The 11,089-nt window shown below is 50.8% G+C and carries 13 protein-coding genes; 2 read left to right on the forward strand and 11 right to left on the reverse strand.

Features of this window, described 5'->3' with window-relative positions; all coding sequences use genetic code 11:
* Positions 1–66: 66 nt before the first annotated feature.
* The gene (locus tag KNP83_RS08475; RefSeq protein ID WP_021067026.1) at positions 67–429 is read left to right on the forward strand and encodes a YugN family protein; all 363 of its coding nucleotides are present in this window, start codon (positions 67–69) and stop codon (positions 427–429) included.
* A gap of 57 nt (positions 430–486) precedes the next feature.
* Here KNP83_RS08475 and KNP83_RS08480 read toward each other — a convergent pair whose 3' ends face one another.
* The 10 genes from KNP83_RS08480 to cyoE form a co-directional block, all read right to left on the reverse strand.
* The gene (locus KNP83_RS08480; protein ID WP_214762097.1) at positions 487–978 is read right to left on the reverse strand and encodes a cysteine hydrolase family protein; all 492 of its coding nucleotides are present in this window, start codon (positions 976–978) and stop codon (positions 487–489) included.
* 143 nt (positions 979–1,121) lie between these two features.
* Entirely contained in the window at positions 1,122–1,394 is a 273-nt protein-coding gene (locus KNP83_RS08485) for a hypothetical protein (RefSeq protein ID WP_021067024.1), read from the reverse strand.
* Positions 1,395–1,399: 5 nt separating this feature from the next.
* Positions 1,400–2,014, reverse strand: a complete 615-nt coding sequence (locus KNP83_RS08490) for an SCO family protein (RefSeq protein WP_214762098.1) — start codon at positions 2,012–2,014, stop codon at positions 1,400–1,402.
* A 20-nt stretch (positions 2,015–2,034) separates the two neighbouring features.
* The gene (locus tag KNP83_RS08495) at positions 2,035–2,496 is read right to left on the reverse strand and encodes a DUF420 domain-containing protein (RefSeq protein WP_214762099.1); all 462 of its coding nucleotides are present in this window, start codon (positions 2,494–2,496) and stop codon (positions 2,035–2,037) included.
* Between the two features lie 23 nt (positions 2,497–2,519).
* Positions 2,520–3,443: a cytochrome c oxidase assembly protein gene (locus KNP83_RS08500; RefSeq protein WP_214762100.1), complete on the reverse strand. Its 924-nt coding sequence runs from the start codon at positions 3,441–3,443 to the stop codon at positions 2,520–2,522.
* Positions 3,444–3,577: 134 nt separating this feature from the next.
* Positions 3,578–3,907, reverse strand: coding sequence for a cytochrome C oxidase subunit IV family protein (locus KNP83_RS08505; protein WP_021067020.1), 330 nt, complete (start codon positions 3,905–3,907; stop codon positions 3,578–3,580).
* 1 nt (position 3,908) lies between these two features.
* Positions 3,909–4,535, reverse strand: coding sequence for a cytochrome (ubi)quinol oxidase subunit III (locus tag KNP83_RS08510; protein ID WP_021067019.1), 627 nt, complete (start codon positions 4,533–4,535; stop codon positions 3,909–3,911).
* Positions 4,536–6,374: a cytochrome c oxidase subunit I gene (gene ctaD / locus KNP83_RS08515; RefSeq protein ID WP_214762398.1), complete on the reverse strand. Its 1,839-nt coding sequence runs from the start codon at positions 6,372–6,374 to the stop codon at positions 4,536–4,538.
* Positions 6,375–6,442: 68 nt separating this feature from the next.
* Entirely contained in the window at positions 6,443–7,459 is a 1,017-nt protein-coding gene (gene coxB / locus KNP83_RS08520; protein ID WP_353048535.1) for a cytochrome c oxidase subunit II, read from the reverse strand.
* 57 nt (positions 7,460–7,516) lie between these two features.
* On the reverse strand, positions 7,517–8,443 hold the full coding sequence (gene cyoE / locus KNP83_RS08525; protein ID WP_021067016.1) for a heme o synthase: 927 nt from the start codon (positions 8,441–8,443) through the stop codon (positions 7,517–7,519).
* Between the two features lie 331 nt (positions 8,444–8,774).
* Here cyoE and KNP83_RS08530 point away from each other — a divergent pair, with 331 nt between their 5' ends.
* Entirely contained in the window at positions 8,775–9,677 is a 903-nt protein-coding gene (locus tag KNP83_RS08530) for a COX15/CtaA family protein (RefSeq protein ID WP_214762101.1), read from the forward strand.
* Between the two features lie 51 nt (positions 9,678–9,728).
* Here KNP83_RS08530 and KNP83_RS08535 read toward each other — a convergent pair whose 3' ends face one another.
* The gene (locus KNP83_RS08535) at positions 9,729–11,084 is read right to left on the reverse strand and encodes a cryptochrome/photolyase family protein (protein ID WP_214762102.1); all 1,356 of its coding nucleotides are present in this window, start codon (positions 11,082–11,084) and stop codon (positions 9,729–9,731) included.
* Between the last annotated feature and the right edge of the window lie 5 nt (positions 11,085–11,089).

Raw genomic sequence — 11,089 nt, forward strand, 5'->3', positions numbered from 1 at the left:
TTCCAAGAACGTTTTCGAATATGATATGATGACATATGAGGTTTATTAGGGAAAAGGGGGATTATGATGAAATTTGAGCAGTTCCACATCGAGGGAAAAGAGATCCGCTTCGGTTTGCTCGAGACGATCATGGATCATCATCATTTCATCCGTGAAGGCGCTTGGGACTATGAGCGTGCAACGTATGACATGAAGTACGAGAAACAATCGACGGGCGAGACGTTCTACCTTCGCTTACCGGTATATGCAATCGAAGGCCAAATCGAGGACCGTCACGCGGTCGTCAAAATGTTGACACCGATTCTCGGAAAACATTACTACCCGCACGGCGTCGAATACGACGAAGAGTTCCCAGAAGAAATCGTCCGTGATTGCGAGCGTCGTCTAGCCGCACTCGCTGAGACACTCGAAGTAAAACCCCTCGCATAAGCGAAGGGTTTTTTTTGATGGACGCTCACGAGTCGATATACACGTTTTCTAAGCAGCTTATGCCGACAGGTCCGCTGAGCGGATGATGGCACAGCCTTTCCCTTCGTAGTACGCGATCATGTCGTCGATTTTCTTCAAGTCATAGCTGGTGATGCAATCGGACAGGACGCTGACCGTATAGTCGGATTTCCGCAGATTGTAACACGTCGACTTCACACAGGCGGTCGCATCGGCGCCTGTGATGTAGAACGTGTCGATGCCATGATGGTCAACGAACGCCGCGAACGCCTCACTCGTCAAGGCGTTGCCCTTATACTTGGTGAACACGTGCTCGGACACGAGCTTCAAGTCTGGCGCCAATTCCGCTCCTCGCGTCCCTGTTTTGAACGTTCTCGTCCCCGACGATAGATTTTCATGCCGGATATAGATGACGTGAATCCCTTTGGCGACCGCCCAATCGATGGCATAGTTGATGTTATCGATGACGGCTTTGTAGTTTTTCGTGATGTCATTTTGAATGTCAATGACGACCAACGCGTGATTCTGCATGCTCCATCCTCCTTCGTCTTCAAAAAAAACGAACGTTAGTTCGCACTACATTCTATCATACCAGAGTTTACGTCTGGAAAATATAAACAAAGCCAATGATCAGCATACAAAAAAGGGAGGCCCTCGACGGGTCCTCCCTTTTATCATGTCGCGATGACGTTGAGCGTCACGTCGACTTGTCCGAGCAACAAGTCGAACTGATCGCGCACGTAGCGATATAAGCGTTCAGCCTCAACGAGCGAGACGGGTGCGACGATTTGATAATCGTATCGCTCTTTCGAGACGGACACGACCTTCACTTCACGCAACCCGAATTCGATCGCACTGCACGCAATCAAATCCTCAATCGCCCGTTCAGCGATCGTCACATCTCCATAAGAATAATCATTACCGATGACAGCCATCGTATCATTCATCTGCTTCACTCCTTTTCTGCCGCGAGTACTAACACGTCCTCCATAATGGTTTCGATATCGACGGGTTTTTCTCCTGCCGTGGCCATTTGGGCGACCGCACGGACGTCATGGTGACGGTCGATGATATACATCGTCGTCGCATGCGTGACGAGTCCGCTGTTCGCTTTCGAATAATAGAATTGAAGCTGACGCGTGATGCGGTCGATATCGGCCTGGTCACCGGTCAACATCTTCCAGCCCGTCGGTTCGGCTTGGAACGCCTCCCCGTAATTCTCAAGGACCGGCACCGTATCGACGTCAGGGTCGACCGTGATGGCGACGAGCTCAACGTCCGTCCCGTACAGGTCGTTCGCTTTCAATTCTTGCTCGAGCTTCATGAAGTCACGTAACGTGAGCGGGCAGATGTCCGGACAGTTCGTATAGAAGAACGTGACGATTTTGACTTTGCCGTTGTCCGAATTGTACGACTGACCGTCGAGCGCGTTCGTCAAAGTGAACGGGGTCGGCTCTTGGATGACGGGCAAGTCCTCTTCTTTAAAGAACAAGAAGTACGAGGCCACGCCGATCGCCACCAGAATGGCGACCGTCAAGCCGACCGTCATATAGCTATTCCGTTTCATCCTCATCCCCCTCTCTCGATTCACCCACCGATAATGGCACGGAAGACGTTCGTCGTCTCACCCGGGTCGTAGGCGACATAAAGAAGGATGTAGACCGTCACGCCAGTGATTGCTGTGAAAAACCAGACGACCGAGGCTTTCGGTCCGATTTTACGGTGTTTCTCGACTTTATTTTTATAACCGAGATATAACGTGATCAATCCGAGCACCCCACCCGTCGTCGCGAGCAGGATATGGAAAATCATGAACGCCAAATAGTAAGGCTTCACGGAATCCGGTCCCCCGAAGGCAGTATTGCCGACGAAAATCGTCCGTGAGACGTAAAGAATGAAGAATGTCGTCGCAGCGATTGCCGCGGCCGTCATGACTTTCTTGTGTTTGTCGACGTCGCGGCGATCGCGCGCAATGATCGTCCATCCGATCGCGACTAAAATAGCACTGATGACAATGAATGTCACACTGATCAAGGCAAGATAGTTCATCGTAGTTTCCCCTTTGATTTAGTTCATTTTTTCTCTTTTGGTTCTTGCGGTGTGAACGACATGCCTTCGTCGAGCGCAAGCGATTTCGTCCGGCGCACCCAACCGAAGAACGTCCAGCCGAAGAAGAAACCGTAGACGACTTCTTGACCAAGCTTCATCAGTACCCCGCCGAAACGTTGGTCTTCAAGGGCGCTGTTCGTCGCGCCCATGAGTGCATTCAAATCGAGACCTGACACGTCGCCGTTCGGCATACAGTAGCCAAGCACCGTCGCGAACGTCTCGGCGTCCGTATAGGCGTCATACAAAATACCTTGACTAAAGATGATGAACGCACAGGCCGGTGTCAAGAGCACACCGTTCGCGATGATGTACACCATTCGCTTCAAATCCGACATCCCTTCCTCTTCTTCTGAGAGGAACGGTGCAATCACCGGGTACCACATCGTCAAACTGAAGACAACGAGGGCGCCGTGGAAGATTCGATGCACACCATAGTTCGTCAAGACGTAGTCGAAGATGAAAGGCATATGGTAAAACGTAAACAGTGCATTGAACAAAACGAGGGCAATCAAAGGCTTTGTCATAAATCTGAGCGTTGGCCCAATCACCTTATAGCTAAATAATTTTTCGAACACCCAATATGGCATCCCGTATACGACGAGCGCCGGTGCGAGCACATAGACGAGCACCATCTGGAACATGTGCACTGAGAAGATGATGTGTGCGAGGACATCGACCGGACTTCCGAAACCGATATAATACAATACAATGGCGGATAACATGCTGAACTTTTGTAGCAACGTGGTCGACTCGTACCCTCGCTTCGCCATTTTCTCTGTGACGACCGCATAGAGGACGTACAACCCTACCATCAACAATCCGAACCATGGACTCCAAAGTGTCATCCAATCGAACTGTTTGAGTAGCTCTGATGTATTCCAGAGCATCCCTTCACCCCTTTTCTTTCTCTCCCAAACCGATGAAACCGTTCACTTCAAGATTACTATTCCTTTATTTTTGAAGTAAAGCAAAAAGGACTGAATCATCTATGTTTCCACAGATGTTCAATCCTTTGTCACATTTACCAAATGAGCAAGCGAAGTGCAGCGACTGTGATGATGGCGACGAAGATTCCAAGCCACATCATTCCGACGATCCACGTGTTGCCACGGTTGTTCATATGCATGAAGATATAGAGCTGCAAGAACACTTGGATGATGGCGAGGATGATTAAGAAACCACCTGCCGCCCACACCGGCATGAGTTCAGCGTATACAGCGCCGAACGCGACGAATGTGAGCAAAATCATCATCGCGAAGCTGATTAACTGGAGTTGATATTCGCGGCGCGACTCGGCTTTTACTTCGAGCTCTAACTGCTTGTGTGATTCGTTGATTGGTTGTTTTTCCATGTTAGCTCACCATCCCTAAGAGGTAGACGATTGAGAAGATGAAAACCCAGACGACGTCGATGAAGTGCCAGTACAGACTCGACACGTAGAACTTCGGTGCGTTGTACACATCGATTGGACGGTTCCAGTTGCGAATCAACAATGTCGTAATCCAAAGCAGACCGAACGTGACGTGCGCGCCGTGGAAACCGACGAGCGTGTAGAACGCAGATCCGAACGCGCTCGATGTGAACGTGTGACCGATATGGTAGTAGTGGATGAACTCGTAAATCTCGGCTCCAAGGAAACCAGCCCCGAGAAGAAGCGTGATCACCAACCAAAACTTCATGCGGCCTGGATTGTTCGCTTTCATGTTCATCATGGCGAGAACACTTGTGAGCGAACTTGTGAGGAGGAGCATCGTCATTAAGAAGACGAGCCCCATCTCAAAGATATTGTACGAACGAAGTTCCTCTGGCGCACCAGAGTTGAGTAGACCGACATACGTTCCGAAGAGCGAGGCGAAGAGAACGGTCTCTCCACCGAGGAAAAACCAGAAGGCTACATATTTATTTTTCCCTTCCAGTGTGGCTTTCTCTGGATTGGCCGGAATTCCGGTCACCGGGTGTTTTTCGACTGCATGTGCCATTTATTGGTCTCCTTTCTCACGAATCGCTTTCAAATCCGCTTCGATCTTCGATTTTGGAATGTAGAAGCCGTGGTCGTCAATCCATGAACGGAGGAACATCGACACGAATGTGATGAGCAATCCAATCACGATGAGTGACCAACCGACAACCGTGTTATCCATTTGGAAAATCGCTCCGAGTCCGGCGATGAACAAGCCGAGTGACATGAAGAACGGGATAAGCGAGTTGTTCGGCATGTGGATGTCTGCTACTGGTTCAGCGACAGATACCCGTTTGTTGCCCGCCATCTTCTCGAGCCAGAATGTATCGAGACCTTTGACGAGCGGTGTTTGTGCAAAGTTGTACTCTGGTGTCGGTACAGGAAGCGTCCACTCGAGTGTACGTCCATCTTCCCAATGGTCTGGCTTGACGCGTTGTTTCGACAAGAATGCTTTCACAACAGCGACGAGCAAGACGATTGTCGATACACCCATGAAGAAGGCGCCGATTGTCGACAGCAAGTTCATCGTCTCAAACCCTTGGTTCGGAAGGTATGTGAAGACGCGGCGTGGCATCCCGAACAATCCGAGGAAGTGTTGCGGGAAGAACGTCAAGTGGAACCCGATGAAGAACAACCAGAACTGCCAGTAGCCAAGCTTCTCAGAGAGCGCTTTACCGAACATGAGCGGGAACCAGTAGTAAAGTCCTGCAAATAGACCGTAGACGACCCCACCTACGATAACGTAGTGGAAGTGAGCGACAACGAAGTAACTATCATGGTACTGATAGTCGGCCGGTGCGACCGAAAGCATGACCCCTGTCATCCCCCCGACGAGGAATGATGGAATGAATGCGACCGAGTAGAGCATCGCGACGTTGAACTTGATTTGTCCGCCCCATAGCGTGAACAACCAGTTGAAGATCTTGACCCCTGTCGGCACGGCGATGGCCATTGTTGCGACAGCGAAGATCGAGTTGGCGACCGGTCCAAGACCGACCGTGAACATGTGGTGAACCCAAACCATGAATCCGAGGAAACCGATGAGCATCGTTGCGAAGACCATCGTTGTGTAACCGAATAGGCGTTTACGAGCGAATGTCGGAATGATTTCCGAGAAAATACCGAACGCCGGTAAAATCAAGATGTATACTTCCGGGTGTCCGAAGATCCAGAAAAGGTGTTCCCAGATGATGACGTTCCCACCCATTGCTGGGTCGAAATAGGCGGCCCCGAACAAGCGCTCGAACATCAACATGAACAAACCGACTGTGAGCGGCGGGAACGCGAAGACGATCAATGCCGAAGCAACGAACGTCGTCCACGTGAAGAGCGGCATCCGCATGAGTTTCATACCTGGAGCACGCATGTTCAAAATCGTGACAAGGAAGTTAATCCCGGCCATGAGTGAACCGAAACCTGAAATTTGAAGACCAAGGGCGTAGAAGTCGACCCCTGATGCTTCCGGTTGTGTCGAGAGCGGCGCGTACGCCGTCCAGCCTGCGTTCGGTGCAGCGCCGAAGAACCAGCTAAGGTTCAACATGACACCACCGAAGAAGAACAACCAGAAACCGAGTGAGTTAATGAACGGGAACGCGACATCGCGTGCCCCGATTTGAAGCGGTACGACGGCGTTCATAAATCCGAATAGCATCGGCATGGCCGCTAGGAAGATCATCGTCGTCCCGTGCATCGTGATCAATTGGTTGAACGTTTCGCCGCTGACGAAGTCGTTCATCGGACGAACGAGTTGCCACCGAATAAGTAATGCTTCAATTCCACCGAGAAGGAGGAAGAAGATTCCTGAGAACAAATACAAAATACCGATTTTTTTGTGGTCAACCGTCGTAACCCAATCCATGATGCCATTGTATTTACGCGGTTGCTGCAATGCAGTGGTCTGTGCCACGTGAAATCCCCCTTTTCCCGTTAGTCAATCTTCTGATCGTACAAGAAGTCAACGAGTGCATCTAGCTCTTCATTGCTGATTTGGCTTTCGTTGAAACCAGGCATGAGCGCGCCCTGCTTCAAATCTTGTGGGTTACGGATCCATTCTTTCAACTTATCTTCGTTGTTTTCAATGTAACCCGCTAACCATTCGCGATCACCAAAGTTTGTCAAGCTAGGTGCGACTTTCCCGCCCCCGTGACAGCTCAAGCAGCTCTCGACGTACACGGCTTCACCTGTCGTCAAGTTTTGGTTATCTGCAACAAGGTTTTCTGTGTTCGCATCTTGCTGTGCTTTCATGTCTTCGAGCCATTGGTCGTAATCTTCTTGCTCGAGCGCGATGACTTTGAAGTCCATGAGCGCGTGTGACGGTCCGCAAAGCTCGGCACATTTCCCGTAGAACGTACCTGGTTCATTTGCATGCAACCACATTTCGTTGTCAAGGCCAGGGTTCGTATCCGTTTTACCTGATAAAGCCGGTACCCAGAACGAGTGGATGACGTCTTTCGATGTCAAGTTGATGCCGACGCGTTTACCGACCGGGATGACAAGTTCTTGTCCCGTGACGACGCCTGCGTTCGGATATTCAAACTCCCACCAGTACAAGTTAGCCGTAACGTTGATCTCTTCTTCTTTTTTCGCTTCTTTCGCTTTCGCGAGCTCGACAGTCGTCGTGATTGTCGGTACAGCGAGAATGATGAGCAAGATGATTGGCACGACTGTCCAAATCATCTCGAGTGTGCTGCTTCCTTCGACTTGCTTCGGAATCGAATCGTCTTTACGACGGAACTTCATGAGCACGTACACGTAAATGATCGTTACGATGACGAGTACGAAGAGCATGATCGCCAAACTGATGATAATGATCCGGAGCTGAATTTCAGCGCCTTCTCCCATCGGCTTCAATGCAGACAATCCCTCAACGCCGCACCCTGACAATAGCAGTGCGAACATCATCATCGGGACGATGCCAAACAGAAGCTTTTTAAATGATTTCACAACAATCCCCACTTTCTCCCAAAATGATGTGTAATGGTTTCTATATAGTGAGTGTGATTACGCTAATGCTGCCGTCAAAATCAGCGCGACAATCCACACGACTAAATAAATCAATGAATAAAAGAACATTTTGTTTGCCCACTTGATTTCATCCTCAGCTTTAAAACCTTTCAACCCGAGGTATAACCAGTAGCCCCCAAGACCGGCTGCAATGATTACGTAGACTAACCCGTAATGCATGAACAAGAGCGATGCTGGAATCAACGTCGCAATCCACCAGATGATTTGACGCTTCGTAATCGCAAAGCCGTTGACGACCGGTAGCATCGGAATGCCGGCCGCTCGATACTCCTCGACACGTCGCATGGCGAGCGCGAGGAAGTGTGGCGGTTGCCACAAGAACATGACGAGGAACATGAGCCACGCGTCGATATGAAGCGCGGGATCGATGGCTGCCCAACCGATGAGCGGTGGTACCGCTCCGGAGATGCTGCCGACGACCGTGTTCAACGTGTGCGTCCGTTTAAGCCACATCGTATAAATGACGACATAAAAAAATGCCCCGATTAAACCGAAGACTGCTGCCACATACGAGACGATCAATAAGAGTAATGTCCCGATCGCAAGTTGCGTTAATCCAAGGAGCAAAATCCGTTCTCCTGAAATTTTACCGGTGACACTCGGCCGATTGTCTGTACGTCCCATCAAGTAATCGATATCACGGTCCACGAAGTTGTTTAGGTAACAACTCCCGGAGATGACGAGTGCGCTTCCTAACATCGTTAATAAGAGCTGCGGCCAAACCTCAAATAAATAAAAGACTGGCGTATCACTCTGATACGTTGCTGCTACAAAGAAACCGGCGAATACCAACAATAAGTTGGCGCGGACGATTCCCATTTTTGCCAGAGCAACATAGTCGCGGAACGAGGCGGATTCTGTATATTCTACTTCTGCCATTGTTCCTGGGTTGACTTTTGTCATACTGACCCCCCTACTAATCACGAAATCCACGTATTCTCTTCACAGAAAAAACACAATATGAACAAAGTTCACCTAACTCATAACAAAGATACCATATTTTCAAAAAGAATACGTCGTTTATGCTTGTAAAATAGCTAGTTTTTTGTGACAAACGTGTGATAATTGTCACAGTAAAAACGCCATGTTAATACTAGAATAACGATTTTGATAGCGATTGCAAGCTTTTCCGTTTCGTTTTTACGACGTAAAGCCGTATAATAAGTATGGCGAAAAAAATATAAACTTACAAGGCACAATTCTAGTGATTTTTCTCAAAAGCAGGTGGAAACGAATGCATAAAAAACTCGCACTATTTTCAGCGCTCGTCACGCTCGGGATGATGCTCGTCCTGATCATGGGTGGAACCGTGACAAAGACGGACTCCGGCGACGGGTGCGGAACGGATTGGCCGCTCTGCCATGGGAAACTGATTCCGACCAATCCGAGCGTCGAAACGATGATCGAGTACAGTCACCGAGTCGTCTCTGGCATCGAGGGGCTGCTCATCATCGCCTTGACGATTTGGACGTTCGCGGTCGTCAAGAACCGGTATGACGTCAAAGTGTTCGCGTTTTTCGCGTTCATTTTCATGCTCATCCAATCGATTATCGGTGCCGGGGCAGTCATCTGGCAACAGTCGGACGCGATTCTCGCGCTCCACTTCGGCATCTCGCTCGTCTCGTTCGCATCGCTGCTCATCCTGACGATACTCTTGTTCGAAGGAGAACGCGTGCATCGGGCCGTCTCCGAACGGTTGAAGGTTCATCTGTACGGCTTGACGATTTATACGATGGTCGTCGTCTATACGGGCGCTTATGTTCGTCACCTCGGCGCGACATATGCCTGTGTCGGCTGGCCAATCTGTGACCAGAACGTATGGACGTTCGAGTCATACGTCCAAATGGGGCACCGCATCATGGCCGGACTGCTCGTCTTCTATACGCTCTACGTCCTTTACTTGGCGCGTCGGGAGACGAACCGACTCGTCGAGACCGGCATGTGGGCCTCCCTGTTCTTCATCCTGCTTCAAGTCGGCACGGGTGCGTGGATTGTCCTTGGGGGACACGCCACGTACGTCCCGCTTCTCCACGCCTTCTTGATTACCTGCTATTTCGGGATTATCTCGTATTTGGCATATCATGCGTATCGGAGTCAGAAACAGGCGACCGAGTCCGCCCGACAACGATCCGTCTAATCACGTATACAAAAAAGGAGCGATGCGTTCGCTCCTTTTTTGTATACCTATTTACTGCGCGTCCTTGAACCGCTCGAGTGCGCGGGCGCGCGCTTCCTTGTGGTCGACGATCGGGTCGACGTATCCGTCCCGCTCGGTCGAATCGGGGAAGTGAATCGCTTTTTTATCGAGATCGGCGAGTTCGGGCACGTACTTGCGGATGAACGTCCCGTCCCGATCGAACTTCTCGGACTGCGTCGTCGGATTGAAGATGCGGAAGTACGGCACCGCATCCGTCCCGACCGAGGCCGCCCATTGCCAGCCCCCGATATTCGAGGCCGCCTCATAGTCGATCAGTTTCTGCTCGAAATAGCGCTCCCCTTTCCGCCAGTCAATCATCAGATGCTTCGACAAGAACGAGGCGACGATCATCCGGAGCCGGTTATGCATCCAGCCCGTCTCGTTCAATTGCCGCATCGCCGCGTCGACGATCGGGTAGCCCGTCTTCCCGTCACACCATGCCTGGAAGTTCGCATCATCGTTCTCCCAATCGAGATGCTTATACTTGTCGTTGAACGGACGATCTTTCAGTCCCGGGAACTGGACCATGATCATATAGTAGAACTCGCGCCATAACAGCTCATCGTAATACGTGTCGCGTCCACTCGATTTCGGCGCGGCGAGCACCGCTTCCGTCACGGTCCGGATCGAGAGCACCCCGGTCCGAAGATACGGCGACAGCCGGCTCGTGCCGGCGATGGACGGGATATTGCGGTCTTCATCGTACGCATCGATCCGTTTGGCGACAAAGTCGCTCAAGCGACGTTTCGCGGCCGCTTCCCCGAGCGCTTTCCACGAACGCTCACAGCGGTCGAATTGACGCTTCAATTCAACCGGGACCTCATGCCCCGATGTCACGTGACGCTTCAACGCCTTCACATCGACCTCATACGGCGCAGGCGGCGTCTCGGCATAGGCTGCTTTTTTAAAGGGCGTATACACTTTATACGGATCACCATCTTTTTTCGTGAGCGCGTTCGGGGCGAACAGATGACGGTCGAGCAGGCGAATGACTTTGACGTCTTCCTCAAGCGCCTCGATGACGGCGTCATCCCGTTGTTTGAACGGTTCGACATACTCGGCGTTGAAGTAGAGCACATCGAGCTCCCCGAGCGCTTCGACGAACTGTTCGGCCGTGTCGGCCACGATGACACGGAGTCCGAGCCCGCGTTCATCCAAGTCGTCCATGAACTGGCGCATCGTCGCGAAAAAGTAATCGTGGCGCGTCTCGAACGGCTCGCAATATTTTGGGTTGAGCCAAAAGACGAACTCCATCTCATCGTCGGACTCAGCGTCTTTTAATGCCCTGTGCAACATATGATTATCTGTCAATCGAAAATCCGATCGAAACCAACATACTCGTCTCATCTCTC

The sequence above is a fragment of the Exiguobacterium sp. s146 genome (assembly GCF_018618415.1).
GTDB lineage: Bacteria > Bacillota > Bacilli > Exiguobacteriales > Exiguobacteriaceae > Exiguobacterium.